This is a genomic window from Sphingobium lactosutens (genome assembly GCF_013393185.1).
Taxonomy (GTDB): domain Bacteria; phylum Pseudomonadota; class Alphaproteobacteria; order Sphingomonadales; family Sphingomonadaceae; genus Sphingobium; species Sphingobium lactosutens_A.
In genome coordinates this window covers 140222-166874 of sequence record NZ_QJQX01000075.1, presented here as the reverse complement: position 1 = coordinate 166874, position 26653 = coordinate 140222, and the positions used below count along the sequence as shown (strand labels likewise).

25 protein-coding genes are annotated in these 26653 nt (G+C 65.7%); 15 read left to right on the top strand and 10 right to left on the bottom strand.

Annotated elements, in window-relative coordinates:
* Window positions 1-8: 8 nt before the first annotated feature.
* Window positions 9-1955 (bottom strand): Tad domain-containing protein, encoded by a 1947-nt coding sequence (locus tag DM806_RS21330; protein ID WP_179045166.1) that lies wholly within the window; start codon window positions 1953-1955, stop codon window positions 9-11.
* Window positions 1956-2105: 150 nt separating this feature from the next.
* Between DM806_RS21330 and DM806_RS21325 the strand changes: the two genes are divergently transcribed.
* Both DM806_RS21325 and DM806_RS21320 read left to right on the top strand, forming a co-directional pair.
* Window positions 2106-2777, top strand: coding sequence for a hypothetical protein (locus tag DM806_RS21325; protein WP_179045165.1), 672 nt, complete (start codon window positions 2106-2108; stop codon window positions 2775-2777).
* Window positions 2778-2820: 43 nt separating this feature from the next.
* Window positions 2821-3285 (top strand): EF-hand domain-containing protein, encoded by a 465-nt coding sequence (locus tag DM806_RS21320; RefSeq protein ID WP_179045164.1) that lies wholly within the window; start codon window positions 2821-2823, stop codon window positions 3283-3285.
* 16 nt (window positions 3286-3301) lie between these two features.
* Here DM806_RS21320 and trmFO read toward each other — a convergent pair whose 3' ends face one another.
* The 3 genes from trmFO to DM806_RS21305 form a co-directional block, all read right to left on the bottom strand.
* Window positions 3302-4645, bottom strand: a complete 1344-nt coding sequence (gene trmFO / locus DM806_RS21315; RefSeq protein ID WP_179045163.1) for a methylenetetrahydrofolate--tRNA-(uracil(54)-C(5))-methyltransferase (FADH(2)-oxidizing) TrmFO — start codon at window positions 4643-4645, stop codon at window positions 3302-3304.
* 118 nt (window positions 4646-4763) lie between these two features.
* Window positions 4764-5753 carry an SRPBCC family protein gene (locus DM806_RS21310; RefSeq protein WP_179045162.1) on the bottom strand — a complete coding sequence of 330 codons (990 nt, stop codon included), beginning with the start codon at window positions 5751-5753 and terminating at the stop codon, window positions 4764-4766.
* 56 nt (window positions 5754-5809) lie between these two features.
* Entirely contained in the window at window positions 5810-6355 is a 546-nt protein-coding gene (locus DM806_RS21305) for a GbsR/MarR family transcriptional regulator (protein ID WP_179045161.1), read from the bottom strand.
* 101 nt (window positions 6356-6456) lie between these two features.
* On the opposite strand from DM806_RS21305, the gene DM806_RS21300 reads away from it, so the two are divergent.
* Window positions 6457-6870: a VOC family protein gene (locus DM806_RS21300; RefSeq protein ID WP_179045160.1), complete on the top strand. Its 414-nt coding sequence runs from the start codon at window positions 6457-6459 to the stop codon at window positions 6868-6870.
* 96 nt (window positions 6871-6966) lie between these two features.
* A complete protein-coding gene (locus tag DM806_RS21295; RefSeq protein ID WP_179045159.1) occupies window positions 6967-7512 on the top strand; it encodes a superoxide dismutase family protein in 546 nt (181 codons plus the stop codon).
* 22 nt (window positions 7513-7534) lie between these two features.
* Here DM806_RS21295 and thpR read toward each other — a convergent pair whose 3' ends face one another.
* A complete protein-coding gene (gene thpR / locus DM806_RS21290) occupies window positions 7535-8095 on the bottom strand; it encodes an RNA 2',3'-cyclic phosphodiesterase (protein ID WP_179045158.1) in 561 nt (186 codons plus the stop codon).
* Window positions 8096-8231: 136 nt separating this feature from the next.
* Between thpR and DM806_RS21285 the strand changes: the two genes are divergently transcribed.
* Window positions 8232-8978: a Bax inhibitor-1/YccA family protein gene (locus DM806_RS21285; RefSeq protein WP_179045157.1), complete on the top strand. Its 747-nt coding sequence runs from the start codon at window positions 8232-8234 to the stop codon at window positions 8976-8978.
* Between the two features lie 61 nt (window positions 8979-9039).
* Here DM806_RS21285 and DM806_RS21280 read toward each other — a convergent pair whose 3' ends face one another.
* Window positions 9040-9684: a glutathione S-transferase family protein gene (locus tag DM806_RS21280; RefSeq protein WP_179045156.1), complete on the bottom strand. Its 645-nt coding sequence runs from the start codon at window positions 9682-9684 to the stop codon at window positions 9040-9042.
* 124 nt (window positions 9685-9808) lie between these two features.
* On the opposite strand from DM806_RS21280, the gene DM806_RS21275 reads away from it, so the two are divergent.
* Window positions 9809-10579, top strand: a complete 771-nt coding sequence (locus DM806_RS21275) for an NUDIX hydrolase (protein WP_179045155.1) — start codon at window positions 9809-9811, stop codon at window positions 10577-10579.
* 3 nt (window positions 10580-10582) lie between these two features.
* Window positions 10583-11308: an extensin-like domain-containing protein gene (locus DM806_RS21270; RefSeq protein WP_179045154.1), complete on the top strand. Its 726-nt coding sequence runs from the start codon at window positions 10583-10585 to the stop codon at window positions 11306-11308.
* Window positions 11309-11345: 37 nt separating this feature from the next.
* Here the strand turns inward: DM806_RS21270 and trpE are convergent, their stop codons facing one another.
* Window positions 11346-12848: an anthranilate synthase component I gene (trpE, locus tag DM806_RS21265; RefSeq protein ID WP_372859694.1), complete on the bottom strand. Its 1503-nt coding sequence runs from the start codon at window positions 12846-12848 to the stop codon at window positions 11346-11348.
* Between the two features lie 19 nt (window positions 12849-12867).
* Complete coding sequence (locus DM806_RS21260) at window positions 12868-14820, bottom strand: peptidyl-prolyl cis-trans isomerase (protein WP_179045152.1); 1953 nt, start codon at window positions 14818-14820, stop codon at window positions 12868-12870.
* Between the two features lie 201 nt (window positions 14821-15021).
* Here DM806_RS21260 and tpiA point away from each other — a divergent pair, with 201 nt between their 5' ends.
* The 3 genes from tpiA to DM806_RS21245 all read left to right on the top strand — a co-directional run bounded on the left by tpiA (window position 15022) and on the right by DM806_RS21245 (window position 18166).
* Complete coding sequence (gene tpiA, locus DM806_RS21255) at window positions 15022-15783, top strand: triose-phosphate isomerase (protein WP_179045151.1); 762 nt, start codon at window positions 15022-15024, stop codon at window positions 15781-15783.
* A gap of 274 nt (window positions 15784-16057) precedes the next feature.
* A complete protein-coding gene (gene secG / locus DM806_RS21250) occupies window positions 16058-16444 on the top strand; it encodes a preprotein translocase subunit SecG (protein ID WP_179045150.1) in 387 nt (128 codons plus the stop codon).
* Window positions 16445-16534: 90 nt separating this feature from the next.
* Window positions 16535-18166: a CTP synthase gene (locus tag DM806_RS21245; protein WP_179045149.1), complete on the top strand. Its 1632-nt coding sequence runs from the start codon at window positions 16535-16537 to the stop codon at window positions 18164-18166.
* Window positions 18167-18218: 52 nt separating this feature from the next.
* Here DM806_RS21245 and DM806_RS21240 read toward each other — a convergent pair whose 3' ends face one another.
* Together DM806_RS21240 and DM806_RS21235 are read right to left on the bottom strand one after the other, a co-directional pair.
* A complete protein-coding gene (locus DM806_RS21240; protein ID WP_179045148.1) occupies window positions 18219-19331 on the bottom strand; it encodes an NADH:flavin oxidoreductase/NADH oxidase in 1113 nt (370 codons plus the stop codon).
* Window positions 19332-19415: 84 nt separating this feature from the next.
* Window positions 19416-20546, bottom strand: a complete 1131-nt coding sequence (locus DM806_RS21235) for a PQQ-dependent sugar dehydrogenase (RefSeq protein WP_179045147.1) — start codon at window positions 20544-20546, stop codon at window positions 19416-19418.
* A 197-nt stretch (window positions 20547-20743) separates the two neighbouring features.
* On the opposite strand from DM806_RS21235, the gene rimP reads away from it, so the two are divergent.
* The 5 genes from rimP (at window position 20744) to infB (ending at window position 26529) form a co-directional block, all read left to right on the top strand.
* Window positions 20744-21268: a ribosome maturation protein RimP gene (rimP, locus tag DM806_RS21230; RefSeq protein WP_179045146.1), complete on the top strand. Its 525-nt coding sequence runs from the start codon at window positions 20744-20746 to the stop codon at window positions 21266-21268.
* A 14-nt stretch (window positions 21269-21282) separates the two neighbouring features.
* Window positions 21283-22854 (top strand): transcription termination factor NusA, encoded by a 1572-nt coding sequence (nusA, locus tag DM806_RS21225; protein ID WP_179045145.1) that lies wholly within the window; start codon window positions 21283-21285, stop codon window positions 22852-22854.
* Between the two features lie 6 nt (window positions 22855-22860).
* Complete coding sequence (locus DM806_RS21220; protein ID WP_179045144.1) at window positions 22861-23094, top strand: tautomerase family protein; 234 nt, start codon at window positions 22861-22863, stop codon at window positions 23092-23094.
* 63 nt (window positions 23095-23157) lie between these two features.
* Window positions 23158-23814 (top strand): DUF448 domain-containing protein, encoded by a 657-nt coding sequence (locus DM806_RS21215; RefSeq protein WP_179045143.1) that lies wholly within the window; start codon window positions 23158-23160, stop codon window positions 23812-23814.
* 84 nt (window positions 23815-23898) lie between these two features.
* Complete coding sequence (infB, locus tag DM806_RS21210) at window positions 23899-26529, top strand: translation initiation factor IF-2 (RefSeq protein WP_179045142.1); 2631 nt, start codon at window positions 23899-23901, stop codon at window positions 26527-26529.
* Window positions 26530-26653 lie beyond the last annotated feature (124 nt).

Sequence of the window (26653 nt, the reverse complement as noted above, 5' to 3'; positions counted from 1 at the left end):
GCGCCCGATCATTGCGACAGCCTCAGGCCGCCGATATTCTTGGCGATATCCCTGAACTTCTGGCTGAGCGAAGCAGCGGTATAGGCCATGGTCCAATGGTTGGAAGAGGAGGCGCAACCCTGCAACGGGGTCTGGATATCGCCTTCGGACTGGTTGCGGAATCCGATCACCCAGACGGTGATCTTCTTGCCTTTGACCGCATTGCACAGCATCTGGAGGCGCTGGTTGTGAATCGCCGTGAGGCCGGTGTCGTTGGTGTTGGTCGCCGCGACGCGGCCGTCCAGCACCTGATAGCCATAGGCGCCATAGACGCTCTGATAGGCGCTCATGTCGCCATCGGTCATGAACACGATATGGCGGGAGATGTTGAAGCCGTTGGGCGCACTGGCGTTGTCGCTGGCGAAGATGCCGGTCGGCGACAGGAAGCGCGCGCCCCACAGCATGCCGATGTCATGATAGGTGCCGCCTACCGCGATCAGGCCGTCGACATAGGCATTGAAGCTGCTCGTCATGCCGGCCGGGGTCGAACTGCGGCTGGCATAGCTGGCTAGCCGCCGCGACTGGCTGGGGCAGGCGTTCCAGCCACCGCTGATGCGCGTGGCGTCGTTCAGATAGGCTCCCGCTCGCGTGAACTCGACTTCGGGCCAATGCGGGCGCCATCGCGTATCGGTGTCGGTCGGCGCTTCGTCGATATTGAGGTCATGGGCGTTGTCGGGGACGGACGCGGTCGAGGTGGTGGCCGTGATGGTGCTGTCGGTCGATCGTTCCTCGATGCAGCCCGACCATGTGACGGTCGCCGGCACAGGCTCGCCATCCACGTCATTTGGCGTGCTGACATAATAGGTTGGATTGGCGATCGAACTGCCAGCGATGTAGGCGGATACGGGGATGTCATAATCCCCATATTCCAGTTTCAGTTCGGACCAGCCGGTACCAGCGACATAGCCGCTATTATGGGTCGTCGTGGTTTCACGCCGGACGCAGGAGCGCGCGGTCGAGCCGGATGACGGCACGGGTGAGACGCCATTGTAGGTTTCGGGGGTGTAGGTCACTTTGGTGATGGTGTTCGGCGCGGACCCGCTCAGCGTGGCGGCCGTGTTGCCCCAGTTGTAGCATTGGCTTTGAGTCCGGGTGTTGCCGGAATCGCTTTCCGCAGTCGCGAGCGTCGTGCGGCAGTTGTTGTTGTTATATTTGCGGTAGCAGGTGCTCGTGGTCAGGGCCGTATTGTTGTAATAGGTCATGCGGCGGCTGTTGTAGGTCCATGTCTCGCCGCTCCTGCCGCCGACCAGGGCGGTGGAGGGTAGCTGATAGCCGACATTGACGGTCGAGCTATATGGCATGAAGCCGTAGCGGATCCGGCCGGTGCTGTCCGAACCCGCGCCCAGCGTGTCGTAGAAATCCTTCACCGCCTGCTTGAGCGCGGCCAGGCGGGTGGTTGTGCCGCCGTTGCCGTCGGAGATGGAGTAGGCCATCGATCCGGTGGTATCGAGCACCAGCATGACGTCGGTATTGCCGATGTCGAACCGGCTTTCGCACGTGACCGAGAGCGCCAACGTGCTGTAGCCGAACATCTTCATCACGGTGGTGGGGATCGTCGTTGCCGCCGTCACCTGCACGGTGGTGGTTTCGCCGGGCTTGCTTTGGATGACGGGCGTGAAACTGGCGGTCTGGAACGTTCCCTGGGGAAAGTTGAAGTCGAAGAATTTCTTCGCTTCAGCCTTGTCGGAATCGGTCATGGATGACGTCGTCATGGCGCGCCTGCCGGCGAGGGCGGCGGCGTCGCACGCCTGTTGTATGCGCGCGCGCGCCATATAAGAGCGGCCCATGTCGAGACCGCCACCGATCAGCGCGGCCAGTGGGATGATCGCCGCTGCGACGATCGCCATGGTGTTGCCGGCCTGGTTTCGCAGCAGCCGCGCCAGAAAGCCCGTTTGATGTCCGTTCGACTTGCCCATTTGTCCGCAATCACCCATGTCGCGCCCGCGTGCCCAATATGGACTGGGCCTTATCCCGGCCTATGCAGGCCCACCCGTTAGAATGTGTATGAGGAAGATGGTTAAAGGACCGATAACCCGACGAACCCTTTGGATGTGCGGAGTTGTGCGATGAGCGGGGAAGAAGATGCGCTGCCGCCGCTCGCCATGTTGTTGAGCGCCCATGCCGGGTCGCGGGCGGCGCGGCATCGGGCGATCTGGGGCTTTGACGGGCGGCTGGCCAAGGTCGCGCGGACGACCAGCGAGCGGACGATCGGGCAGATGCGGCTTGCCTGGTGGAACGACGTGATCGAGGATGCGGACGCGCGCAAGGGGCGGGGCGAGCCGGTCGTGGACGCGATGCGGGCGACGGGTGCGATGGCCGCGCCCGGCCTTGTCGCGATGATCGACGGCTGGGAAGTGCTGGTGGTCGAGCCGGAGATCGATGCCGATGGCCTGCGCGATTATGCGGTGGGGCGTGGCGGCGGGCTGTTCCGGGCGCTCGCAGAGATTGGGGCGGAGGTTGACGACGCGCCCGAATGGCTGGTTGCGGCGGGGCAGGTCTGGGCGCTCTGGGATCTGGTCGGCCATGTCGATGATCCGGCGCTGTCGGAGGCCGCGTTGAAGATGGCGCGCGATCTGTTGCCGCAGGTCGAGGGCGCACGCTGGCCGCGCGCCTGGAAGCCGCAGCGGATCGCCTTCACTCTCGCTCGGCAGGATGTGTTGGCGGGACAGGGCGCGCCGGCGGGGATGCCGCGCGGATTGGCGCTCAGGCTGCTGCGGATCGCGCTTGTCGGGCGCTAGTCTATCGGGATAGGTTCCGCGCTCCGAAGCTGAGGGGGACGGCATGGGACGAGTGTTGGCGGGGGGCATGGCGGCGCTGCTGCTGGTCGCGGGCGGACTGTTCTGGTGGCAGGGGCGCGCGGATACTGCACCTGTGCCCCAATTGGCGAGCGCGCCGCCGCCACCGCCCGAAATCGAGAGCCTGCCGGAGGGCGATCCCGATGCCGTCGGCGAAGCGCCACCGATGCCGGGCGAGGCCAGTCCGCAGAGCCGCGAGCAGAAGCGCTTCGCCCGCTATGACCGCAATCGCGATGGCGTCATCACCCGCGTCGAGATGATGGGCAGCCGCACCAAGGCGTTCAAGGCGCTGGACAAGGATGGTGACAACCTCCTGTCCTTCGAGGAATGGGCGGTGGCGACGGCCGACCGCTTCGGCGCAGCGGACGCGGACAAGGATGGCAAGCTGACCCCGGCGGAGTTCGCCGCGACCGCGCCCAAGCGGGCGCCTAAGCCGAAGTGCAGATGTTGACCCGAAATTTATAGCGTCAGGCCAGTTCCATCTCGCCCATCCACGCGCCGAAGGAGGCGCGGGCGCGGGATGTATAGGCTTCCTTGCGCTGTTTCTTCTTCACGTCTTCCAGCGTCGGGAAGAGGCCGAAATTGACGTTCATCGGCTGATAGTCCGCCGTCTCGACATTGCCCGTCACATGGCCGAGCAGCGCGCCCAGCGCCGTGTCGGCGGGCGGCGGCGTCAGGTCGCGGCCCAGCAGTTCAGCCGCCGCGAAACGCCCGGCGATGAGGCCGATGGCGGCGCTCTCGACATAGCCTTCGCAGCCCGTCATCTGCCCGGCAAAACGGATATGGGGGGCGCTTTTCAGGCGCAGCGTGGGGTCGAGCAGCTTGGGGCTTTGGATGAAGGTGTTGCGGTGCAGCCCGCCCAGCCGCGCAAACTCGGCCTTTTCAAGCCCCGGAATGGTGCGGAACAGTTCGACCTGCGCGCCATGTTTCAGCTTGGTCTGGAAGCCGACCATGTTCCAGAGCGTTCCCGACGCATTATCCTGCCGCAGCTGCACGACGGCATAGGGCCAGCGGCCGGTGCGCGGATTGTCGAGACCCATCGGCTTCATCGGCCCGTGGCGCAGTGTTTCCGGCCCGCGCGACGCCATGACCTCGATCGGCATGCAGCCCTCGAAATAGGGGGTGCTGGACTCCCATTCCTTGAACTCGGTCTTCTCGCCGTCGAGCAACCCCTGGACGAAGGCCTGATATTGCTCCTTGTCCATCGGGCAGTTGATATAATCCTTGCCCTCGCCGCCGCCGGGGCCGATCTTGTCCCAGCGATTGGCCATCCAGCACTGGTCCATGTCGATGCTGTCATGATGGACGACCGGCGCGATCGCGTCGAAAAAGGCGAGATGCTCCATGCCAGCCGCCTGGCCGATGCTCTGGGCGAGGGCGGCGGCGGTCAGCGGGCCGGTGGCGACGATGGTCGTGCCTTCGGTGGGCAGCGTGTCGATCCGCTCGCGCACGATCTCGACATTGGGATGTTCGGCGAGCGCGCGGGTGACGCCGCCGGAAAAGAGATGACGGTCGACGGCAAGCGCGGAGCCGGCCGGCACCTTGGCGGGTTCGGCCTGCGCCATGATGAGCGAGTCCAGCCGCCGCATTTCCTGATGCAGCAGGCCCACGGCATTCTTGTCGGCATCGTCGGAGCGGAAGCTGTTGGAGCAGACCAGTTCGGCAAGGCCATCGGTCTGGTGCGCCGGGGTCATGTCTCCCGTTCCCCGCATTTCCGACAGGCGGACGCGAATGCCGGCCTGCGCCAGCTGCCAGGCGGCTTCCGATCCGGCGAGGCCGCCGCCGATGATATGGACCTGATGATTGGACATGGTTCGCTTAACTTCGCACTTTTCCCGCAGATTCGGCAATTTCCGGTCGCCAGTGGGACATATTGTTATCAGAGGCAAGGAGTATAGCCGATCAGACCGCCGATAGGACAGGGGCGGTTCAACGCCGCTCCGCACGCTGGCGGATGAGAGCAAGCAGATTGTCTTCGATGTCGCCCAGGAAGACCTCTCCCCACAGGCGGGAATAGCCATTGACCGGCGTCTGCATCCAGTAACGGGTGTCGATGGTGACGCGCGTGCGGCCGGGGGCGATCGGCTCCATGCGATAGCCGCCGGTCGTCACCTTGAAATAGCGGCTGTCGGGCATCAGGTGCCGGTCGGTGAACTGCCAGGCGTCGAGGCCGCGAAAGTCGAAGCGCCAGCCGATGCTGCGGCCCGGCTGCCAGTCGATGATATGTTCGGCGAAGCGCACCTGCCGTCCCCAATTGGCCAAGCGCGTGGCGCCGATGCCTTCGCCCAGCATATGGGCGCCGATCGGACGGGGTACGCCCAGCACATCCTGGGTGAAGGTCCATGTGCCGTCGCCGGGGCGGACGTCGGGGATGCCGCGCAGCAGCGGCCAGATTTCCACCGGGCTGGCGTTGACGATGACGGACCGGCTGACGGTCGCGGTCGCCTGCGGCAGGGGGATCATTGGTTCGACCTGCATCGCGACCAGCGGCAGGGCGAGTGCCACCATGCAATAGGTGCCGCCATCCCCGGCGCGGCCGCGCATCCGGTAGGTGACATAGGCGCCGACCATGCCGCTGGCGATCCAGAGCGGCGCGAGCATCACGACGCAGATGATGCCTTCCTTCAGAACCGGGATTGAGATGAGCATTACCGCGCCCAGCAGCCAGAGCGGCATGGTCATGTAATAGGCGCGGTTCCGGGTCGCCATCGGATCGCCGACGAAGGTGACGAAGGCGGTGATCGCGGCGGGCAGGATCAGCAGGAAGGAGAAGCTGATGAGGCCGCCATTGGGCTGGAGCGCTTCGAGCAGCAGGTAGACGCCGAGCGCGAAGGCGAAGGCGGTGCCGATCGCGGCGAGGATGCGGAGCAGGGCCGTGCGGTTCTGGCCGGCATCGGGCATGTCTTCAATGTCAGACATTTCTGGAATCTCCGAAATGTTTGGGCGTGAGAAGGGAAGGAAGGGGCGGCGGCGGACTATTCGGCCTTCTTCGCGCCCGGCAGGAAGCGGGCGACCTTGCCACCCAGTTTCATCAGTGCGACCAGCGTCGGCTTGGGCAGGGCGCGGACCTGTTCATACCAGTTGCCCAGGGTCGACATGAATTCGTGCATCCGCGTGATCCGTTCGCGCACATGGGGCGGGCAGCTGTCATCGTTGGCCAGCCGCTGGGCGAGGTCGTTCAGCAGCGCGATGGTCGGGTCGATCTCACGCCGCTTGCGCTCGGCAGTGATGCGGGTGAGCATTTCCCACAGGTCCAGTTCCGCAACGAAATGGTCGCGCCGGTCGCCCTCCACATGGACGCGGCGGACGATGGCATAGGACTGCAATTCCTTGAGCGCGGTCGAGACGTTGGAACGGGCGAGGCCGAGCTGGTCGACGATCTCGTCGGCGGGCAGCGGTCGGTCGGAGAGGTAAAGCAAGGCATGGACCTGGCTCACCGACCGGTTGACGCCCCATTGCGTGCCCATTTCGCCCCAGTGGAGCAGGAACGCCTTGGCGTCGGGATGGTCGAGAAGTGGCATGACGTTCCTTTCTGTAAAAACAGAAATAACGGAATGAACTGAGTCGGGCAAGCGGGAACGGTCTTCGGAGATCAGAGGTTGGGCGGGAGAGGAGAAACATCATGATCGACCATGTCGGGTTCGCTGTCGGCGATGCGGAACGGTCGGGGGAATTTTATGACCAGCTGCTGGGCGCGATCGGCCTCGTCCGGCTGCGGACGATCCCGCCGGAGGAGAATGGCAGCGGCGGGACGGCGCATGGCTATGGCAGGACGGCGGATGACGATGCCTTTTTCTGGATCGGCGACAATGAACGGGTCGGGGAAGGAACGCATATCGCCTTTCGCGTAGCGAATCGGGCGATGGTCCATGCCTTCCATGCGGCGGGACTGGCGGCGGGCGGCCGGGATCAGGGCGGGCCGGGGCTGCGGCCGCATTATGGCCCATCCTATTATGCCGCCTTCATCCTCGATCCCGACGGTCTGAATGTCGAGGCGGTCTGCCATGTGCCCGAAGAACCCGTCGCGGCGGGGTGACAAATGGATTCGGATCGGCAACAAAAGCCCGTCTGCCGCGTTCGCGCAGAAGTTTCGGCGCTGAGACCTCTCTCGCGTTTTTTCCGGAGATTATCCATGAAGATCGTCCCCCTTTTGCTCGCCCTGCCGATCGGCCTCGCCACGTCGGCCTGCGCCACAGCCTCGTCGGATGCGGCCGCGCCTGCCGCTGCGCCCACGGCGCGTGCCAGCCTGGCCGCCGGTGACGGCAGCGCGCGCGGCACGGCGACCGTGACCGAGGCGGGCGACGGCCTGCATGTGCTGGTCAAGGCGACGGGGCTGACGCCGGGCATCCACGCCGTGCACATCCACACCACCGGTACCTGCACCGGTCCCGACTTCACCAGCGCGGGCGGCCACTGGAACCCGACCGGGCGCCAGCATGGCAAGGACAATCCCGCCGGCATGCACATGGGCGACATGCCCAATATGCTCGCGGGATCGGATGGCGCGGGCGAGCTGGAATATGTCGTGCCGCACGGCCAGATCCAGGGCGGCGAGACGCCGCTGCTCGATACCGATGGCGCGGCGGTGGTGATCCATGCGCAGGCCGACGACAACAAGAGCGATCCGGCTGGCAATGCCGGCGGCCGTGTCGCCTGCGGCGTGCTGAAGGCGGGCTGATCCGCTGTAAAGGCGCGGGGGATCAGGCGGGGGTGCCAACGCCCCCGCTATGGCCCCCGCCATAATGGGCGACCGCTTCGTAGCGGGCGCCCTCATGGCCGATCCGGCTTTCGAACAGGCTGAACCCCTCGACCGGGAAGGGCGGGCTGACCAGGCCTGCATGGACGGCTAGGAAGCCGTCCACCATCCCGCCCGTCCGGCCGAAGCGCGCGACCGTGACATGGGGCAGATAGGCGCGGCCCTCCGGCTCCAGACCGACCGAGACGCAGGCGCGATCGATCTTCCTGTGCAGCGCCGCCAGTTGATCGCGCGGCTGCACCCCGGCCCAGAGCGTGTCCACCACTCCCTTGCGGTCGAAGCTGCCGACGCCCGACAGGGCGATGTCGAACGGCGCGAAGCGGATCGTCGAAAGCGCGTCGGCAATGTCGTTGGCGCGGTGGCGGTCGACTTCGCCGATGAAGCGCAGGGTCAGGTGCAATTGCTCGTCATCCTGCCAGCGCGCGCCGGGCACGCCGGTCATCAGCGACAGCAGCAGCGAACGAATGGGGGCGGGCGGCCGGATGGCCACGAACAGACGGTGCATGGCTTCGATATAGGGCCGTGCCCACGATCTGCCATGGCCTTTCGGGGGCAATCGTTCCGGTTTGTCTTGAAGTCGGGCCGCGTTCGACAGATAATAGGAACATCGGCACTGAACGCCGTCAAAGGAGATGATTTTCATGGCCAACTGGTCCGACCCCCGTTCCGGCGCCCCGACCGGCATTCCGGGCTTCGGCGGAGCCACCGCCGCGCGAGGCGAGGCGTTCGACGCCGGCCTGCGCCGCTACATGCTGTCGGTCTATAATTATATGGCGAGCGGCGTCCTGCTGACGGGCGTGGTCGCCATGCTGTTCGCGTCCAGCGGTCTGGCGCTCCAGATCCTGGCCGGCCCCGGCATCCTCAAATATGTCATCATGTTCGCGCCGCTGGCGTTCGTCATGGTGATGAGCTTCGGCATCAACCGCCTGTCGACCGTGACGATGCAGGCGCTCTTCTGGGCCTATGCGGCCGTGATGGGCCTGTCGCTCTCGTCGATCTTCCTGGTTTATACCGGCACCTCGATCGCGCAGACCTTCTTCGCGACGGCCGCGGCCTTCGCGGGCCTTAGCCTGTATGGCTACACCACCAAGAAGGATCTGTCGGGCTTCGGCACCTTCCTCATCATGGGGCTGGTCGGCCTGATGGTCGCGATGCTCATCAACCTGTTCCTGAAGTCGAGCGCGATGGATCTGGTCATCAGCTGCATCGGCGTGCTGCTGTTCGCGGGCCTGACCGCCTATGACACGCAAAAGATCAAGAGCATCTACGCGCATGTCGCGGGTACCGACATGATGGGCAAGTCGGTGGTGATGGGGGCGCTGAACCTCTATCTCGACTTCATCAACATGTTCATGTTCCTGCTGCGCTTCATGGGCGATCGTCGCTGATCGCGCGAACGCAACGCAGAATAAGAGGCCCGGTGGAGATATTCACCGGGCCTTTTTTATTTTACCCCTTCTTCTGCATTTCTGCGATCAGCGCGCCGTCTATCTCCTTCTGCCGCCTGTAGGCCGGGCGTTCGCGCAGGCGGGCGGCATAGGTTTCGAGGGCGGGGCGGGCTGGCATGGTCTTGAAGCTCAACCCCCAGTCGATCTGCGACCCGACATAGACGTCGGCGGCGGTGAACTGGTCGCCGCAAATCCATGCGTCGCCGGACACCGCGCTTTCCAGCGCATGGATCGTGTCGTCGAAGCTGCCATAGCCGGCGGTCCGTTCGCGCCCCTCGGGGACGACGAAGCCCAGCGCCTTGTTGGTGACGGCGGCTTCCACCGGCCCGGCGGCGAAGAAGAGCCAGCGATAATAATCATGCCGCTGGTCGGCGGGCGGGGCGAGATTGGCGGCGGGGAAGGCGTCGGCCAGATAGGCGCAGACGGCGGCGCATTCGGTGACGACCCGGCCCCGATGGACGATCGTCGGCACCTTGCCCATCGGGTTGATCGCCAGATAGTCGGCCGACTTCATGCCGCCCGTGCCGCCGCCATCGCCATAGTCGAGGATCACCGTCTCATAGACTTCGCCGACCTCCTCCAGCATCCATCGAGCGATCTGCCCGCGCGACATGGGATTGGTGTAGAAAACGAGGTCGAGGGACATGGCACGCTCTCCTGAATCGGGAGGGGGAGGGTGACGCAAGGACGCGCCGGACGCCACCCTGTTCCTTTGCGCAGCGTGACTCACCGACTGGCGGCGGGCGCATCGAGCGCCTAGGATATTCGGCATGACAGAAGAAAAAGAAGCGGGGCGTCCCGCCGCGACGGTGGTGATCGTGCGCGATCGACCGGGAAAGCCGCCCGAGCTGCTGATGATGGAGCGGGCGTCGACAATGGCCTTTGCCGCGGGCGCGCTGGTTTTTCCCGGCGGCGCGGTGGACGAGGCCGATCATGTGCTGGCGGCACGGATCGGCGGCGGGCTGGACATGGACGAGGCCGCCGCGCGCATTGCCGCGATTCGCGAGACGATCGAGGAGGCGGGGATCGGGATCGGCATTACCGGCGCGGTGGATGCGGCCATGGTGCTGCGCCTGCGCGACGGGCTGCACGACGGCCGGCCGCTGGCCGAATTGCTCGACCGGCATGGGCTGGGTCTGGCGCTCGATGCGCTGACCCCGTTCGCACGCTGGCATCCGGCGCCGTTCGAGCAGGCGCGCCGGGTCTATGATACGCGCTTCTATCTCGCCCGTGCGCCTGAGGGACAGGTGGCGAGCGTCGACACGACCGAGAATGTCCGGCTCTTCTGGAGCAGCGCCGCCGACACGCTGGCGCGCTGCGACGCGGGGGAAAGCCGGATCATCTTCCCGACGCGGCGCAATCTGGAGCGACTGGCGCTGTTTGGCTCCCATGCCGATCTGGTCGCCCATGCGGCGGCGCATCCGGTGGAGAAGGTACGGCCGTGGAAGGAGGAGCGGGATGGCGAGGCGCATCTCTGCATCCCCGATCATCTCGGTTATCCGGTGACGTCGGAACCAATGGAGCGGGTCCGGCGTGCTTAGGGGATGCGGAGACTGCATTTGACCCTGCGCCGCCTTGTCCTGCTCGGCGGCGTGCTGATCCTGCTCTTCCTTGGCTATGCGTATCTGCGCCAGCGGCCGCAGGATCTGCCCTGGACCGATCTCGACCTCGGCCAGCCGGTCGGCCTGTTCACCGGGCGCAAGCTGGTGGCGCTGACGGGTGATACCGCGCGGTGCAGGGCGCTGCTCGACCGGGCGGGGGTTGCTTATGTCGCGATGAAGCCGGGCGGCGCGGAGCAGTGCGCCTATGCCGATGCGGTGCGGTTGAAGCGGGAGGTCGACGCCATCGCGCTGGTGCCCGCGTCGGTCGCGCCGTCCTGCCCGGTGGTGGCCGCGCTCAAGCTCTGGGAATGGCAGGTGGTGCAGCCCGCCGCCCAGCGCATCTACGGCCAGCCGGTGCGGTCTATCCGTCATTTCGGCAGCTATAGCTGTCGGCGGATGTATGGCCGCAGCCAGGGTGATTTCAGCGAACATGCGACCGCCGATGCGATCGACGTCGCCGCCTTCGTGTTGAAGGACGGGCGGCAGGTCAGCGTGCTGAACGACTGGAAGGGGGAGGGGAAGGATGCCGCCTTCCTGCGCGCGGTGCGCGACGGGGCGTGCGGCCTGTTCTCGACCGTGCTGTCACCGGACTATAATGCGGCGCATCGCGATCATTTCCACCTCGATCAGGCGGAGCGTGGCGCGATGGGGTGGCGGGCCTGTCGGTGATTTGAATTCCTCCCCAAGCTTACTTGGGGAGGATATTTTACTGCCCGAAGCCGCTTTCCCGCGCCACGCTCACCGCCTCGCGTGCGGCGGCGAGCAGGGCGCCGCTCTTCGCCTCGCATTCGCGCTGTTCATATTCGGCGTTCGAGTCCGCGACGATGCCCGCGCCCGCCTGCACATGCATGACGCCGTCCTTCAGCACGGCGGTGCGCAGCACGATGCAACTGTCCATATTGCCGTCCGGCCCGAAATAGCCGACCCCGCCGGCATAGGCGCCGCGCGTTTCCGGCTCCAACTCGGCGATGATCTCGCAGGCGCGGACCTTGGGCGCGCCCGAGACGGTGCCCGCCGGGAAGCCCGCGAACAGCGCGTCGATCGCATCCTTGTCCTCGGCCAGCCGTCCGACGACGTTCGACACGATGTGCATGACATGGCTGTAGAATTCGACGGTATAGCTTTCCGTGACCGTCACCGATCCGGCGGCGGCGACGCGGCCGACATCGTTGCGGCCAAGGTCGAGCAGCATCAGATGCTCGGCCCGTTCCTTCGGATCGGCGAGCAGGCTTTCGCGATTGGCGGCATCCTCGACCGCGCTCTTGCCGCGCGGGCGGGTGCCGGCGATCGGGCGGATCGTCACCTCGCCATTGCGGGCGCGGACCAGGATTTCCGGCGACGATCCGATCAGCGCAAAGCCGGGCAGGTCGAGATAATAGAGGAAGGGCGACGGGTTGATCCGCCGCAGCGCGCGATAAAGGGCGATCGGCGGCAGGGTGAAGGGGCTGGTGAAGCGCTGCGCCAGCACCACCTGGAAGATGTCGCCCGCGACGATATAGTCCTTGGCCGCGTCCACCATCTGCGCATAGCGGCCGGGTTCCAGCACTGGCGTCACCTCGACATCGGCGATGTCGGCGGGCGCGGGCAGGGCAGGGAGCGGCGCGGCAAGGCGGGCGGCGGTGGCGTCGATCCGCTCCAGCGCGGCCTCGATCGCCTTTTCGGCATCGGCGAAGCTGCCCTTCCAGACCGGCGACACGAGGTAGAGCTGATCGGCGAGGCGATCGAAGATCAGGATGACCGTCGGCCGCACGAACAGCATGTCGGGCACGCCGATCGGATTGGGCGCGGGGCGCGGGAGCTTTTCCACCAGCCCAACCGTCTCATAGCCGAAATAGCCGACGAGGCAGGCGAGGGCGGGCGGCAGCGCCGCGTCCATTTCCGCCCGGCACTCCGCCACCAGCGCGCGCAGAGCGTCGAGCGCCCCGGCGCTTTCCGGCACGAAGGCGTCGCGGTCGGTCGCCCATTGGCGGTTGATCTCGGCACTCTGGCCGTGGGCACGGAAGACGAGGTCGGGGGCGAGGCCGATCAGGCTGTAGCGGCCACGCACCGCGCCGCCCTCGACCGATTCGAGCAGATAGTCGCCGCGATCGGACTCGAACAGCTTGAGCGCCGCAGAGATCGGCGTGTCAGTGTCGGCGATCTGCCGCCGCCACACCAGCGCCGATTCACCCCGCGCCAGAGCCGCGCGCGCGCTGTTCACGCCGTCCATGCCCCCGCCAACCGTCATCTTACTGGTCGCCGCTGTTGGTGGCGGACAGCGCCTGACGGACCTGCGCCACGGCGTTGGGGTTGCGCGTGACCTTCAGTTCCTTTTCGACCGCGCGCTCGAACTGCTGGCCATATTCCTGGCCGATCACTTCGCCCAGCTGGTCGCGGACCTGTGCCAGCAGCTGCGGCTGGTCCTTGGCGTCGCCACGTTCGATCTTGTTCAGCTGGACCACGAAATAGCCGCGATCCTGGCCGATCGGCAGGGTCTTCACCGTGTTCGCCGCCATCGAGAAGAGGATGGCGACTTCCGCCGGCGGGCGCTGTTCGCCGCGCATGATGTCGGCGCGGCGGCCGCCCAGCTGCTGCGGCGCGGGCAGCTTGACGCCGGCCTGCGCGATCGCGTCGGCCAGACTTCCGCCCTTGGCCAGCTTCGCCTGGATCTGCTCGGCCAGCGCCTTCGCCTTCAGATTGCCGGCGTTGAGCTTATATTGAGCGAGCACCAGTTGCTTGACCTCGGCCAGCGGCGGCGGCGCAGCGGCGGTGATCTGGCCCGGCGCGACCAGCGCATAGCGCTTGTCGGCGACGATCGGCACCAGCTGCGCGTCATCGTCGGCGCTCATCGCGAAAACCGGGGCCAACAGCGGCTGGATGTCGGGGGTGGGCAGATAGGTCTGGTCCTTGACCTGCTTGCCGGTCGACAGCAGCGCGGGGCTGGTCTCCAGCGTCAGGCCGTTATCCTTGACGACTTCCTCGAAGGTGCCGCCATCGGCGATCTGGTCTTCCAGCTTGCCGGTGAAGTCGGTCAGCAGCTGCTTTTCCTTCTGGACGCGCAGCTTCTCGACGATCTCGCCGCGCACGGCGGCGATCGGGCGGGCGGCCGTCTCGTTCACGGCCGTGACGCGCAGCAGCAGCCAGCCCAGCGATCCGCGCACCGGACCGACCAGTTCGCCCTGCTTTGCGGCCCATGCGGCGTCGGCCACGGTCTTGCTCGCCGAAGCGGCCAGCGCCTCGCGGCTCTGGTCGGCCAGCGTCGACACGGCGAGGCCCGCGCCCCTGGCGGCGTCGGCCAGGCTCTTGCCGCCCTTCACCTGATCGGCGATCGCCTTCGCGCCGGCCTGCGTCGGCAACACCAGCTGCTCGACGGTGCGGCTCTGCCGGGCGGCGTAGGTCGCCTTGTTCTGGTTGTAATAGGCGCTGATGTCCGCGTCGGTCGGGTTCGCCGCCTGCACGAAGCGCGCGGAATCGACCACGGCATAGCGGATCTGGCGCTGCTCCGGGATGGTGAAGCGTGCGCTGTTCTTCTTGTAATAATCGGCCAGCTGCGCGTCGGTCGGATTCTTGTCGTCGAGGAAGGCGACCGCCGGGATCGCCGCGACCGTGCCCTGCCGCGCTTCCAGCAGCAGCGAGGCATAGGGCAGCACCAGCGTTTCGGACGGGCGCGCGCCAAGCCCGATCGGCGCCAGCAGCTGGCGCTGGAGGATTTCGCGGCTGATATCGTCGCGCAACGCCTGTTCGGTCAGCCTTTCGCGGGCCAGCAGCGCGCGGAAATTATCATTGCTGAAATTGCCAGCCGCATCCTGGAAGGCGGGGATCTGCGCGATCTGCGCATCGACCAGCCGCTTCGAAATATGCACGCCCTGATCGTCGGCGAAGGCACGCAGCGTCAGCGATGCGACCAACTGGTCGAACACCTGCGCGGCGCCGCCCTGCGCGAAGAAGTCGCTGATCTGCAGTCCCGGATTGGAACGGCGGGCGTTTTCGAACACGCGCTGGACGCGGTCCTGAAACTCGCCCTGGCTCAGCGATTGGCCCTTCGCTTTGGCGGCGGAGGCGCCGCCAAACATCGATCCGTTGCCGAATTTGCCGCTGGTGATGTCGCCCATGATGAAGGCGCCAGCGATGATCCCCAGGAAGAGGATCGCGAAAAGTGCGCCGAACTTGGAGCGGATGAAGCTGCGAAAGACAGAAAGCATAGATTTTCCGGAACTGCGGCTGTGTGGCGGCCCGCTTTAAGGGCGGATCGCCGTGCGGGCAAGGCTTGCACTGGACAAATGCGTGAGTGCCGTTCATCGGCTTTCCTCAGTTCCCATTTCTTCCGGGGAGGCGCCGGGCAACGGACCGGCGGCGGAAGGGCGGGGGCGACGTGCAGCAATAATCATAAGGAAAGAAAGCGGATGGACAGGCGAAAGCTGGTTGTCGGCAACTGGAAGATGAATGGGATGCGCGCGCATCTGAGCGAGGTGGAGGCGATCGGCCGCGTGGCGGCGGCGCATCCGGCGGTGGAAGTGGGCCTGTGCCTGCCCGCGACGCTCATCATGGCCGGCTCCGAACGGCGCGGCGCAGCCTTCATCGGCGCGCAGAACTGCCATATGGATATGAGCGGCGCCTATACCGGATCGCTGTCGGCCGAGATGCTGGCCGAGGCGGGCGCGACCTGGGTCATCACCGGTCATAGCGAACGGCGCGAGGCGCGCGGCGAAACCAACGCCGATATCGCCGCCAAGTCGGTCGCCGCGCATGAAGCCGGGATCAACGTCATCCTGTGCGTCGGCGAAACGCTGGCCGTGCGGGACGCCGGACGGGCCGAGCAGGTCGTGGCCGACCAGTTGCTCGCATCCCTCCCCGAAGGCGCATCGGCCGACTGGCTGGCGGTCGCCTATGAACCCATCTGGGCGATCGGCACCGGCCGCATTCCGACGATCGAGGCGGTCGCCGCCATGCATGCCGCCCTGCGCGCCGCGCTGGCCAGCCGGATCGGCGAGGAAGCCGACAAGGTGCGAATCCTTTATGGCGGGTCGATGAACGGCGACAATGCGGCCGACCTGATGGCGATCGCCGATGTCGATGGCGGCCTGGTCGGCGGCGCAAGCCTGACCGCGGCGAAATTCGCCCCGATCATCGAGGCGGCGGACCAGCGCATGGCGACAGCGGCCTGATAATCCAATCTCCGTTCGCTTCGAGCGAAGTCGAGAAGCGGCTGGCGCTGTGTCGGTGTTTAGCTTCGCTGAACTCGGCTCTGCCTCGTTTCTCGACTTCATCCGCAGAGCGGATGAAGTTTATCCTGAGCGACTGCCGCAGGCAGGCAGTCGAAGGGCTCGAAACGAACGGTGTAGTGTCCGGGATCAGGATGCGGCCCCTCACAGGTTGCCCCCGCGCCCCATCATCGCTATGTGCGCGCCAACGCACTCCTTCACCGGACAGAAACTCGCAATGTTCACTTTCCTCCTCGTCGTGCAGGCAATCGTCGCCGCCCTGCTGGTTGCCGTCATCCTGATGCAGAAGTCGGAAGGCGGCGGTCTGGGCGTGGGCGGCAGCCCGGCGGGGCTGATGTCGGCGCGCGGCGCGGCGGATTTCCTGACCCGTTCGACCACGGTCCTCGCCAGCATCTTCGTGCTGCTGTCGATCGTGATGGCAGTCATCGCGTCGGTGCGTCATGCGCCCAGCGACATCGACACCTCGCTGGTCAAGCAGGCGCCCGCGACCCAGAGCGCTCCGGCTACCCCGAACGCCGATCCGCTGGCGGGTGCGGCCAGCAACGCAGCCTCTGCACCGGCGGGTGGCAACGCGGCTGGCGGCGCGGTTCCGCTCGCCAACTAACCACTTCACCGATCTTTCGATCTTTTTTTAAGCGCGCGTGGATTCGCGCGCTTGCCCTTTGTTGTTCCGAAAGGCTAAGCCTCCACTCCCATGGCGCGGTATATTTTCATCACCGGCGGCGTGGTCTCCTCGCTTGGCAAAGGCCTGATGGCCGCTTCGCTTGCAGCTCTGTTGCAGGCGCGAGGTTTCCGTGTTCGCATCCGGAAGTTCGATCCCTATCTCAACGTCGATCCGGGCACGATGAGCCCGTATCAGCATGGCGAGGTCTATGTGACCGACGACGGGGCGGAAACCGACCTCGACCTTGGCCATTATGAGCGGTTCACCGGGGTTTCCGCGCGCCAGTCGGACAATGTGACGCAGGGCCGCGTCTATCAGACGATCATCCAGCGCGAACGGCGGGGCGACTATCTGGGCGCGACGGTGCAGGTCATTCCGCACGTCACCGATGAGATCAAGGCGTTCGCCACCGCCGACACCGAAGACCTCGACTTCGTGCTCTGCGAAATCGGCGGCACCGTCGGCGACATCGAATCGCTCCCCTTCATGGAAGCGATTCGCCAGCTGCATAATGATCTGGATCGCGGCCAGTCGATCTTCGTCCATGTGACGCTGGTGCCCTATATCGCGGCCGCCGGCGAGCTGAAGACCAAGCCGACCCAGCATAGCGTGCGCGAGCTGACCTCGCTCGGCATCCAGCCCGACATCCTGCTCTGCCGCTGCGAGCATCCGCTGCCCGAGAGCGAGCGCAGGAAGATCGCGCTCTTCTGCAACGTCCGTCCCGAAGCGGTCATTCCCGCGCTCGACGCCAGCAGCATCTACGCCGTGCCCCAGCAATATCATGCGGAAGGGTTGGACGCCGAAGTGCTGCGCGCCTTCGGCATCAGCGATGCGCCCGCGCCCACCATGGAGCGCTGGGACGACATCATGGACCGCCAGCTGAACCCGGAAGGCGAAGTCACCATCGGCGTGGTCGGCAAATATGTCGGCCTGCTCGACGCCTACAAGTCGCTGCACGAAGCGCTGCACCATGGCGGCCTCGCCAACCGGGTGAAGGTCAACATCAAGTGGATCGACGCCGAACTGTTCGAGAAGGGCGAGGATCTCGCCGTCAGCCTTGAGCCGATGCACGGCATTCTCGTCCCCGGCGGCTTCGGCGTGCGCGGGTCGGAAGGCAAGATCGCCTCGGTCCGCTTCGCGCGTGAACGCAACGTGCCCTTCTTCGGCATCTGCCTCGGCATGCAGATGGCCTGCATCGAAGGCGCGCGGAACACGGCGGGCATCGCCGACGCGTCGACCACCGAGTTCGGCGAAACCAGCGAGCCGGTCGTCGGCCTCATCACCGAGTGGATGAGCAAGGAAGGCCTGCAACAGCGCACCGCCGAAACCGATCTGGGCGGCACGATGCGTCTGGGCGCCTATCCGGCGAAGCTCACCGGCAATAGCGTCGTCGCGGGCATTTACGGCGCCAACGACATCAGCGAGCGGCACCGCCATCGCTATGAAGTCAATGCCAGCTACCGCGATCCGTTGGAAAAGGGCGGCCTGATCTTCTCGGGCATGTCGCCCGACGGGACGCTGCCGGAGATCGTCGAGCGGCCCGACCATAGCTGGTTCGTGGGCGTGCAGTTCCACCCGGAACTGAAATCCAAGCCCTTCGACCCGCACCCTCTCTTCGCCAGCTTCATCGAGGCCGCGGTCAAGCAGAGCCGGCTGGTGTAAAAGGAAACGGGGCCGACAAGGCCCCGTTTTTCGTTTGAGTGCTGTTCTTGTGTCAATCCTTCGGCGCGTCGAACAGATGTCGATACTGCCGCGGCTGGCAGCGCAGATATTGCGGGGCGGCCTTCACCGAAGCGCCCAGATGGGCTGCCGCGTGCCAGGGCCAGCGCGGGTCGTAGAGGATGGTGCGCGCGATCGCGATCAGGTCCGCGTCGCCCGTGCCGACGATCGCCTCGGCCTGTTCATAGTCGGTGATCAGGCCCACCGCGATCACCGGCATCGCCACCGCCTGCTTCACTGCGCGGGCGAGCGGAACCTGATAGCTGGGGCCGACCGGAATATCCTGTCGCGGATCGAGACCACCGCTCGACACATGGATGGCGCTGCATCCGCGCGCCTCCAGCGCCCTGGCGAAGGCGACCGTCTGCTCGATGTCCCAGCCACCCTCGACCCAGTCGGTGCCCGACACGCGCATCGTCACCGCCTTGCCCGCCGGGAAGGCGGCGCGCACCGCGTCGAAAATCTCCAGCGGCAGGCGCATCCGGTTTTCGAGACTGCCGCCATAGTCATCGTCGCGCCGGTTGGAGAGGGGCGAGAGGAACTGGTGCATCAGATAGCCATGCGCGCCATGGAGCTGCAAGGCATCCAGCCCCAGATTGTCGGCCCGTTTCGCCGACGCGACGAAGGCGTCGCGCAACCGCTCGATCGCCGCCCGGTCGAGCGCCATCGGGGCGTTGGTGCCGGGCGTGAAGGGCAGGGGAGAGGGGGCAACCGTCTGCCAGCCATTGGCGGCATCGGGCGCAATCTGCGCGCCGCCCTGCCACGGCACCTGCGTCGACGCCTTGCGTCCCGCATGACCAAGCTGGATCGCGATCGGCATATCGCTATGGCGGCGCACGCCGTCCAGCACCCGCTTCATCGCCGCCTCGGTGCGGTCGTCCCACAGGCCGACATCGGCATGGCTGATCCGCCCCTCCGGCAGAACCGCGGTCGCCTCGATCGTGAGCAGCGCGGCGCCCGACAGGGCGAGCTGGCCGAGATGGATGAGGTGCCAGTCGGTCATTTCCCCGTCCACCGCCGAATATTGGCACATGGGAGCGATGACGATGCGATTGTCGAGCTTGATGTCGCCGACATGGAAGGGTTGGAACAGCTTGGGACCGCTCATGGGGATCTCCATGAAAGAAAAAGGCGCGGCACGAATGATCGTGCCGCGCCGCAAATAGGGAGCGTAATGGGCCGCGGAAAGGGGTCAGCCCATCGGCGTCAGCTTTAGCATCCGTCCCTGCGACTTGCCGCCATCCTCCAGTAGCCAGAGCGCGCCGTCCGGTCCCTGCTCGACCTCGCGGATGCGCGCGCCCATGTCCCACTGGTCGGCCTTTTCCGCTTTCTCTCCGTCCAGCTTCACGCGGACCAGCGCCTGGCTCGACAGGCCGCCGATAAACAGCGAGTTCTTCCATTGCGGGAAGAGGTCGCCCGAATAATAGAGCAATCCGCCCGGCGAGATGACCGGGTTCCACCAGACCTTGGGCGCCTCATACCCGTCGCCCGGTGCGTGGTCGGGAATCGGCTTGCCGTCATAATGGTCGCCGTTGGACACCTTGGGATAGCCGTAATTGAGGCCCGGCTTGATCAGGTTGACCTCGTCGCCGCCCTTCGGCCCCATTTCCTGTTCCCACAGCCGCCCGTCAGCGTCGAAGGCAATGCCCAGCAGGTTGCGATGGCCGTAGGACCAAATGGCGGGGTTGAAGCCCTTCGCGCTAAGCGGATTGCCCGCTGCCGGCGTGCCGTCGAGGTTCAGGCGCAGCACCTTGCCCAGCGTCGACTTGGTGTCCTGCGCGGGATCGAACTTCTGCCGCTCGCCATTGGTGAAGAAAAGATATTTGCCGTCGGGGGAAAAAGCGATGCGGCCGGAATAATGACCGTTGCCGTCGACATAGGGGCTGGCGCGGAAGATGACCTGAACGCCGTCCAGCTTCGTCGTCCCGTCGCTCGCCTGGTTGAACGCACCCTTGGCCAGCGCCACGCCCTTGAGGCCGTCGCGCTCCTCGGAGAAGCTGAAATAGACCGCCTTGTCCTGCGCGAAGGTGGGCGACAGCACCACGTCCATCAGCGCGCCCTGTCCGGCATAATCGACCTTGGGGATGCCCGCGACCGGGATTTTGGTGCCGTTCTTCGGATCGAACAGGATCATCTCGCCCGCCTTCTCCGTCACCAGCGCGCGGCCGTCCGGCAGGAAGGTCATCGCCCAGGGCGAATCGAAGTCGGCGATGACGGAGGTCTTGAACGGCTTTTCGCCGGGGGCGGTCGTCTGGCTGCTTGCCCCGTCACCCGAACAGGCGATCAGCAGAAGGGGAAGGGCGGCGAGCGTCAAATGGCGCATCTGTGTCTCCATGTCAGGGCTTTGGGGCGGGCGTAAGGCGCGGGGTGATGCGCTTCAAATGGTTCGAGACGAATAATGTTGCAGATTTTCGACGTCGCGCCTATATCGCGCTTGCTTCCTTACATCGTCAAACATGTCAGGGTCGCAGGCCAAGCCTGCGGCGCGGGAAGACGCACATATTGGTTTACGGAGACTGCATGGCGGACATCGCCGAACTGACCGCGCTGATCGAACCTGAAGTGAAGGCTTTGGGCTTTGCACTGGTGCGCATCAAGCTGTTCGGGTCGGGCGACGAATATACGCTCCAGATCATGGCCGAAAATCCGTCGACCAAGCAGCTTGTGATCGAGGATTGCGCGACCATCTCGCGCCGCCTGTCTGACGTGCTGGATGAAGCCGACCCGATCGAGGACGCCTATCGCCTGGAAGTGAGTTCGCCCGGCATCGACCGGCCGCTGACCCGCCTGCACGACTTCCTCGAATGGGCCGGGCACGAGGCGAAGATCAACGCGACCGAAATCGTGTCGGGCCGCAAGAGCTTTCGCGGCATCCTGAAGGGCGTCGAGGGCGAGGAGATTCTCTTCGCCGACGCCAAGGCGGGTGACGTTTCCATTCCTTTCGCGCTTGTGGGCGACGCCAAGCTGGTGCTGACCGACAAGCTGATTGCTGCTAGTATGCCGCTCTCCTCCGATGGGGCGGACGAGTTTGAAACCGAAGAATAAGGGTTCATAACGTCATGGCCAACGCCATTTCCGCCAACAAGGCAGAGCTGATCGCCATCGCCAATTCGGTGGCATCGGAAAAGATGATCGACAAGGCCATCGTCATCGAGGCGATGGAGGACGCGATCCAGCGCGCCGCGCGCGCGCGCTACGGCGCCGAGAATGATATTCGTGCGAAGCTGGACCCCGACAGCGGCGATCTCCGTCTCTGGAGAGTTGTCGAAGTGGTCGAGCTGGTCGAGGATTATTTCAAGCAGGTCGACCTGAAGCAGGCCGCCAAGCTGAAGAAGGACGCCGTCGTCGGCGACTTCATCGTCGATCCGCTGCCCGCGATCGACCTGGGCCGCATCGACGCCCAGTCGGCCAAGCAGGTGATCTTCCAGAAGGTCCGCGACGCCGAGCGCGAGCGCCAGTTCGAGGAATATAAGGACCGCGTGGGCGAGATCATCACCGGTGTCGTCAAGTCGGTCGAATTCGGCCATGTCGTCGTCAATCTGGGCCGCGCCGAAGGCGTGATCCGCCGCGACCAGCAAATTCCGCGCGAAGTCGTCCGCGTCGGCGACCGCATCCGTTCGGTCGTGCTGAACGTGCGCCGCGAAAATCGCGGGCCGCAGATTTTCCTCAGCCGCGCGCATCCCGAATTCATGAAGAAGCTGTTCGCGCAGGAAGTCCCCGAAATCTACGACGGCGTCATCACCATCATGGCCGCCGCCCGTGATCCGGGCAGCCGCGCCAAGATCGGCGTCATCAGCCGTGACAGCAGCATCGATCCCGTCGGCGCCTGCGTCGGCATGAAGGGCAGCCGCGTCCAGGCCGTCGTGCAGGAAATGCAGGGCGAGAAGATCGACATCATCCCCTGGTCGGAAGATACCGCGACCTTCGTCGTCAACGCGTTGCAGCCCGCGCAGGTCGCCCGCGTCGTCATCGACGAGGAAGAAGAGCGCATCGAAGTCGTCGTTCCCGACGATCAGCTGTCGCTCGCCATCGGCCGCCGCGGCCAGAATGTCCGCCTCGCCAGCCAGCTCACCGGCAAGGCGATCGACATCATGACCGAGGCCGACGCCAGCGAGAAGCGCCAGAAGGAATTCGTCGCCCGGTCTGAACTGTTCCAGAACGAACTGGACGTGGACGAGACGCTGTCGCAGCTGCTGGTCGCCGAAGGCTTTGGCGAGCTGGAAGAAGTCGCCTATGTCAGCGTCGAGGAACTCGCCGCGATCGAAGGCTTCGACGAAGACCTTGCCGCCGAGTTGCAGAGCCGTGCGCAGGAAGCGCTCGACCGTCGCGAGCAGGCCGCCCGCGAAGAGCGTCAGGCGTTGGGCGTCGACGACGCGCTGGCTGACATGCCGCACCTCACCGAAGCGATGCTGGTCACGCTGGGCAAGGCGGGCGTCAAGACGCTCGACGACCTCGCCGACCTTGCCACCGACGAACTGGTGCAGAAGAAGCGCGTCGACCAGCGTCGTCGCAAGTCGGACAGCAGCAGCGACGACAAGGGCGGCATCCTGGCGACCTATGGCCTGTCCGACGAGCAGGGCAATGAGATCATCATGGCCGCTCGCGCCCACTGGTTCGAAGAGGAAGCCTGAGACTCCATGCCTTTTGTCGACATCCGTCTGGCCGGCAACGCCACTCGCGAGCAGAAAGCCGCGATCGTTGCCGACATCACCCAGTCGCTCGTGGAGCGGCTGGGGAAGTCGGCGGCTGCCGTCCAGGTGGTGATCTCGGAAATCCCGACCGAAAATTACGGGGCCGGCGGGCAGCTGCTCGCCGATCGCGCCAATCCTCAGCCCAGGGAGGACGCCAATGCTGCGGACACTCCCCGATGAGAGAATAAGCGCTCCCCACAGCGTTGGACTTGCCCTTTCTTCCGTTCTGGCGGAGGAGCGCGCATGACCGAACGTAAATGCATATTGACCGGCGACCGCGCCGATCCCGAAACGCTGATCCGTCTGGCCGTGGGGCCGGAAGGGCAGGTGCTTCCCGACATCCGCGCCAAGGCGCCGGGGCGGGGCGCCTGGATCGGCGTGACGCGCGCGGAGCTGGAGGTCGCGCTGGCCAAGGGCAAGCTCAAGGGGGCGCTCGCCCGCGCCTTCAAGGAGGGTGCGCTCCAGATTCCCGATACGCTGCCGGACCTGATCGAATCGGGGCTGCGCAAGGCGCTGCTCGACCGGCTGGGGCTGGAGGCGCGCGCCTCCATGCTGCTGACGGGATCGGAAAAGATCGACGTCGCCTGCCGCAAGGGGCAGGTGCGATTGCTGTTCCATGCCGCCGATGCGGCGGCCGACGGCAACCGCAAACTGGACCAGGCGCTGCGCGTCGGACAGGAAGCGGAGGGCACGGATTTGGCGGGCATCGTCTTGCCTGTGGACCGCGACGCCCTATCTATGGCAATGGGGCGGGATAATGTCGTCCATATCGCGGTGACCGACTCGCGTGCTGCATCGCGCCTGCGCGCGGCCATAGCCCGCTTGGAAAGCTATCTGGGTTGCGCTAACGGAGCGCCTGTGCATGGAGAGCATGACTCTGCCGATGCGCCGCGTCCTTGAGTGAATGCGGGCCGAGTAAGCATAATATTGGGCGTCGGCGGGCCTATCCGGCCGAAGCGGAAGTGAAGGGTTAAGTTCGATCGTATGAGTGACAGCAAGGAAGACAAGCCGGTTCTGGGCCGCAAGCCGCTGGGCATCAAGCGGACCGTCGAATCCGGCCAGGTGCAGCAGCAGTTCAGCCATGGCCGCAAGAATACGGTCGTGGTTGAGGTGAAGCGGCGCCGCGTCCTGGGCAAGCCCGGTGAGACGACCGGTGGCGCTCCTGCGGCTGCGCCCCAGGTCGATCCGACGCCCGCGCCGGCCGCGCCGCGTCCTGCCGCTCCGCCGCCGCAACAGCCGCAGGCGCGCGCGCCGCAGCCCGCCCCGGTGCGCCAGTCGCCGCCGCAGAGCCTGATGTCGCGTCAGGAACTCCAGGCCAAGCTGCTGCGCGAGGCCGAGGAAGCCCGCATGACCGCGCTGGAAGATGCGCGCCGTCGCGAAGATGCGCAGCGACTCGCCGCGATCGAGGAAGAAAAGCGCCGCGCCGAGGAAAATCGGCTCGCTGCTGAAAATGCGGAAGCCAATGCCACGCGTCAGACCGAAGCCGCTGTAAAGGCTGCCGAGGACGTTGTCGCCACGCCCGCGCCCGCGCCGGTCGAAGAGGCTGCGCCCGTCGCTGCGGCGCCTGCCGAAACGGCTGCGCCTGCCGCTGCCCCCGCCGAGCAGAAGCCGGCGACGACCGCCGCCACCATTCCGCCGCCGCGCCGCTTCACGCCGGTCGCGCCGGTCAAGCGCCCCGAACCGGCCAAGCCCGACCGCGCCAAGAAGGGCGAGGATAATCGTCGTCAGGCCGGCAAGCTGACCGTGACCAAGGCGTTGGCCGACGACGACAGCGCTCGCGCGCGCAGCCTCGCGGCCCTCAAGCGCGCCCGTGAAAAGGAGCGTCGCGCGCATTATTCGGGTGGTTCCAAGACCCGCGAGAAGCAGAGCCGCGACGTGATCGTGCCTGAAAGCATCACGGTGCAGGAACTTGCCAACCGTATGGCCGAAAAGGGCGCGGACTTGGTCAAGTCCCTGTTCAAGATGGGCACCGCCGTCACGCTCAACCAGCCGATCGACCAGGATACGGCGGAGCTGCTGGTCGAGGAATTCGGCCACCGCATCCAGCGCGTGTCCGATGCCGACGTCGAAATCGGCATGGAAGGCGAGGTTGATGCGTTCGAAACGCTGAAGCCCCGCGCGCCGGTCGTGACCATCATGGGCCATGTCGACCATGGCAAGACGTCGCTGCTCGACGCCCTGCGCGGGACCGATGTGGTCGCCGGCGAAAGCGGCGGCATCACCCAGCATATCGGCGCCTATCAGGTGACGACCAAGGGCGGTGATGTCATCACCTTCCTTGACACGCCGGGCCACGAAGCCTTCTCGGAAATGCGAGCCCGCGGCGCCAACGTCACCGACATCGTCATCCTGGTGGTGGCGGCCGATGACGGCCTGATGCCGCAGACTATCGAGGCGATCAACCACACCAAGGCTGCCGGCGTCCCGATGATCGTCGCGATCAACAAGTGCGACAAGCCCGACGCCAATCCGCAGAAGGTGCGCGAGCGCCTGCTGAGCGAGGAGATCGTGGTCGAGGATATGGGCGGCGACGTCCAGGACGTGGAGGTTTCGGCGCTCAAGAAGACCGGCCTCGACGAACTGATCGAGAAGATCCTGCTTCAGGCCGAAGTCATGGAACTGACCGCCAACCCCGATCGCGCCGCCGAAGGCAATGTGATCGAGGCGCAGCTCGACAAGGGCCGCGGCGCTGTGGCGACCGTTCTTGTCCGCAAGGGCACGCTGAAGATCGGCGACACCTTCGTTATAGGGTCTGAAAGCGGCAAGGTCCGCGCGATGATCAACGACAAGGGCCAGCAGGTGAAGACCGCCGGTCCCTCGACCCCGGTCGAGGTTCTGGGTCTGTCCGGCGTTCCGATGGCAGGCGACCAGCTCACCGTCGTGGAAAATGAAGCCCGCGCCCGCGAAGTCGCCGCTTACCGTCAGGAGCAGGCGACCAAGAAGCGCACCACCGCCGCCCCGACGAGCTTCGAGCATATGTTCTCGGCGCTCAACACGACCGTCATCGAATATCCGGTGGTGGTGAAGGGCGACGTGCAGGGGTCGGTCGAAGCGATCGTGACCGCGCTGAACCGTATCTCGACCGACGAGATCAAGGTCCGCATCCTGCATTCGGGCGTCGGCGCGATCACCGAAAGCGACGTCACGCTGGCCGCCGCCAGCCGCGCGCCGCTGATCGGCTTCAACGTCCGTCCCAATGCCAAGGCGCGTCAGCTGGCGGAGCGCGAGAAGATCTCGCTGCGCTATTATGACGTGATCTACGACCTGCTCGAAGAGGTTCGCGGCGAAATGGCGGGCCAGCTGGCGCCCGAGCGCATCGAAACGATCGTTGGTCGTGCCGAGGTGCTTCAGGTGTTCCCGGCGGGCAAGAAGGACAAGGCGGCCGGTCTGCTCGTCCTCGACGGCATCATCCGCAAGGGTCTGTCGGCGCGCCTCACCCGCGACGATGTCATCGTCTCGCGCACCCACATCGCGTCGCTGCGTCGCTTCAAGGACGACGTGTCCGAAGTGCGTGCAGGCATGGAGTGCGGCGCGGTCCTGCAGGACACGAACGACATCAAGGCCGGCGACACGCTCGAACTGTTCGAGGTCGAAGAGCGCCAGCGCACGCTGTAAGCCAGGACGGACGATCTTCCCTTTCGGGAGAAGAGCTTGGGGTGGGTGCGATTGCGTGAGCAATCACACCCACCCTTTCGTTATTCGGCAGTGCCCGCTACGCTCGCAAACCACCCCCGACCCT

Coding starts and splice junctions, on each gene's coding strand:
- DM806_RS21330 (WP_179045166.1), bottom strand. CDS start 1,955: ATGGGCAAGTCGAACGGACATCAAACGGGCTTTCTGGCGCGGCTGCTG.
- DM806_RS21325 (WP_179045165.1), top strand. CDS start 2,106: ATGAGCGGGGAAGAAGATGCGCTGCCGCCGCTCGCCATGTTGTTGAGC.
- DM806_RS21320 (WP_179045164.1), top strand. CDS start 2,821: ATGGGACGAGTGTTGGCGGGGGGCATGGCGGCGCTGCTGCTGGTCGCG.
- trmFO (WP_179045163.1), bottom strand. CDS start 4,645: ATGTCCAATCATCAGGTCCATATCATCGGCGGCGGCCTCGCCGGATCG.
- DM806_RS21310 (WP_179045162.1), bottom strand. CDS start 5,753: ATGTCTGACATTGAAGACATGCCCGATGCCGGCCAGAACCGCACGGCC.
- DM806_RS21305 (WP_179045161.1), bottom strand. CDS start 6,355: ATGCCACTTCTCGACCATCCCGACGCCAAGGCGTTCCTGCTCCACTGG.
- DM806_RS21300 (WP_179045160.1), top strand. CDS start 6,457: ATGATCGACCATGTCGGGTTCGCTGTCGGCGATGCGGAACGGTCGGGG.
- DM806_RS21295 (WP_179045159.1), top strand. CDS start 6,967: ATGAAGATCGTCCCCCTTTTGCTCGCCCTGCCGATCGGCCTCGCCACG.
- thpR (WP_179045158.1), bottom strand. CDS start 8,095: ATGCACCGTCTGTTCGTGGCCATCCGGCCGCCCGCCCCCATTCGTTCG.
- DM806_RS21285 (WP_179045157.1), top strand. CDS start 8,232: ATGGCCAACTGGTCCGACCCCCGTTCCGGCGCCCCGACCGGCATTCCG.
- DM806_RS21280 (WP_179045156.1), bottom strand. CDS start 9,684: ATGTCCCTCGACCTCGTTTTCTACACCAATCCCATGTCGCGCGGGCAG.
- DM806_RS21275 (WP_179045155.1), top strand. CDS start 9,809: ATGACAGAAGAAAAAGAAGCGGGGCGTCCCGCCGCGACGGTGGTGATC.
- DM806_RS21270 (WP_179045154.1), top strand. CDS start 10,583: ATGCGGAGACTGCATTTGACCCTGCGCCGCCTTGTCCTGCTCGGCGGC.
- trpE (WP_372859694.1), bottom strand. CDS start 12,848: ATGGACGGCGTGAACAGCGCGCGCGCGGCTCTGGCGCGGGGTGAATCG.
- DM806_RS21260 (WP_179045152.1), bottom strand. CDS start 14,820: ATGCTTTCTGTCTTTCGCAGCTTCATCCGCTCCAAGTTCGGCGCACTT.
- tpiA (WP_179045151.1), top strand. CDS start 15,022: ATGGACAGGCGAAAGCTGGTTGTCGGCAACTGGAAGATGAATGGGATG.
- secG (WP_179045150.1), top strand. CDS start 16,058: ATGTTCACTTTCCTCCTCGTCGTGCAGGCAATCGTCGCCGCCCTGCTG.
- DM806_RS21245 (WP_179045149.1), top strand. CDS start 16,535: ATGGCGCGGTATATTTTCATCACCGGCGGCGTGGTCTCCTCGCTTGGC.
- DM806_RS21240 (WP_179045148.1), bottom strand. CDS start 19,331: ATGAGCGGTCCCAAGCTGTTCCAACCCTTCCATGTCGGCGACATCAAG.
- DM806_RS21235 (WP_179045147.1), bottom strand. CDS start 20,546: ATGCGCCATTTGACGCTCGCCGCCCTTCCCCTTCTGCTGATCGCCTGT.
- rimP (WP_179045146.1), top strand. CDS start 20,744: ATGGCGGACATCGCCGAACTGACCGCGCTGATCGAACCTGAAGTGAAG.
- nusA (WP_179045145.1), top strand. CDS start 21,283: ATGGCCAACGCCATTTCCGCCAACAAGGCAGAGCTGATCGCCATCGCC.
- DM806_RS21220 (WP_179045144.1), top strand. CDS start 22,861: ATGCCTTTTGTCGACATCCGTCTGGCCGGCAACGCCACTCGCGAGCAG.
- DM806_RS21215 (WP_179045143.1), top strand. CDS start 23,158: ATGACCGAACGTAAATGCATATTGACCGGCGACCGCGCCGATCCCGAA.
- infB (WP_179045142.1), top strand. CDS start 23,899: ATGAGTGACAGCAAGGAAGACAAGCCGGTTCTGGGCCGCAAGCCGCTG.